Source organism: Vibrio sp. SG41-7 (genome assembly GCF_014164465.1).
In the GTDB taxonomy this organism is placed as follows: Bacteria; Pseudomonadota; Gammaproteobacteria; order Enterobacterales; family Vibrionaceae; genus Vibrio; species Vibrio splendidus.
In genome coordinates this window covers 1-1,426 of sequence record NZ_JACJFF010000282.1, presented here as the reverse complement: position 1 = coordinate 1,426, position 1,426 = coordinate 1, and the positions used below count along the sequence as shown (strand labels likewise).

Sequence of the window (1,426 nt, the reverse complement as noted above, 5' to 3'; positions counted from 1 at the left end):
TGGAGCAGTTTGGTAGCTCGTCGGGCTCATAACCCGAAGGTCGTCGGTTCAAATCCGGCTCCCGCAACCACATTACAGCTAAACGTTGATAGCTTCTTTGCAGTAAGAACTTAGTTTCTAGCAGACAAGATTAACGGTTAACTAAGCGATACTAGCTCAGCTGGTAGAGCGCAACCTTGCCAAGGTTGAGGTCATCGGTTCGAACCCGATGTATCGCTCCAATTTCTTTCTTAGGATTGATGTTGGGAAATAGACTCATTGACTTAAACAATGCATCCGGACGCGGGATGGAGCAGTTTGGTAGCTCGTCGGGCTCATAACCCGAAGGTCGTCGGTTCAAATCCGGCTCCCGCAACCACATTACAGTTAGACGTTGATAGCTTCTTTGCAGTAAGAACTTAGTTTTGAGCAGAAAAGATGAACGGTTAGCTTATGCGATACTAGCTCAGTTGGTAGAGCGCAACCTTGCCAAGGTTGAGGTCATCGGTTCGAACCCGATGTATCGCTCCAATTTCTTTCTTAGGATTGATGTTGGGAATAGACTCATTGACTTAAATAATGCATCCGGACGCGGGATGGAGCAGTTTGGTAGCTCGTCGGGCTCATAACCCGAAGGTCGTCGGTTCAAATCCGGCTCCCGCAACCACATTACAGTTAGACGTTGATTTGATGCTTTTGAGCAGAAAAGATGAACGGTTAGCTTATGCGATACTAGCTCAGTTGGTAGAGCGCAACCTTGCCAAGGTTGAGGTCATCGGTTCGAACCCGATGTATCGCTCCAAATTCTATTCTTAGAAGCTGTCTCTTTGAGAATGTGCTCAGAATGAAAATGGTTTAGTCTCATTGTCCTTAAACGGTAATGATGCGAAAAGAGAAACATCCGGACGCGGGATGGAGCAGTTTGGTAGCTCGTCGGGCTCATAACCCGAAGGTCGTCGGTTCAAATCCGGCTCCCGCAACCACATTACAGTTGAACGTTGGTCACTTCTTTGCAGTAAGAACTTAGCTTCTTAGTAGAAAAGATGAACGGTTAGCTTATGCGATACTAGCTCAGTTGGTAGAGCGCAACCTTGCCAAGGTTGAGGTCATCGGTTCGAACCCGATGTATCGCTCCAATTTCTTTCTTAGGAATGATATTGGGAATATAGAGTCATTAACTCAAATAATGCATCCGGACGCGGGATGGAGCAGTTTGGTAGCTCGTCGGGCTCATAACCCGAAGGTCGTCGGTTCAAATCCGGCTCCCGCAACCACATTACAGTTACACGTTGTACACTGCCTTTCAGTAAGCGCTTAGCTTCTTAGCAGACAGTATTAACGGTTAACTAATGCGATACTAGCTCAGTTGGTAGAGCGCAACCTTGCCAAGGTTGAGGTCATCGGTTCGAACCCGATGTATCGCTCCAAATTCAGTTCTTAGAGGTCA

9 tRNA genes are annotated in these 1,426 nt (G+C 47.1%); all 9 read left to right on the top strand.

Features of this window, described 5'->3' with window-relative positions:
* Positions 1-145 precede the first annotated feature (145 nt).
* Positions 146-221, top strand: a tRNA-Gly gene (locus H5300_RS26665).
* A 60-nt stretch (positions 222-281) separates the two neighbouring features.
* Positions 282-358, top strand: a tRNA-Met gene (locus H5300_RS26660).
* A gap of 76 nt (positions 359-434) precedes the next feature.
* A tRNA-Gly gene (locus tag H5300_RS26655) sits at positions 435-510 on the top strand.
* Between the two features lie 59 nt (positions 511-569).
* Positions 570-646: transfer RNA gene (locus tag H5300_RS26650), tRNA-Met, on the top strand.
* Positions 647-705: 59 nt separating this feature from the next.
* Positions 706-781, top strand: a tRNA-Gly gene (locus H5300_RS26645).
* Between the two features lie 104 nt (positions 782-885).
* Positions 886-962: transfer RNA gene (locus tag H5300_RS26640), tRNA-Met, on the top strand.
* A gap of 77 nt (positions 963-1,039) precedes the next feature.
* Positions 1,040-1,115: transfer RNA gene (locus H5300_RS26635), tRNA-Gly, on the top strand.
* Between the two features lie 61 nt (positions 1,116-1,176).
* A tRNA-Met gene (locus H5300_RS26630) sits at positions 1,177-1,253 on the top strand.
* A 77-nt stretch (positions 1,254-1,330) separates the two neighbouring features.
* A tRNA-Gly gene (locus H5300_RS26625) sits at positions 1,331-1,406 on the top strand.
* Positions 1,407-1,426 lie beyond the last annotated feature (20 nt).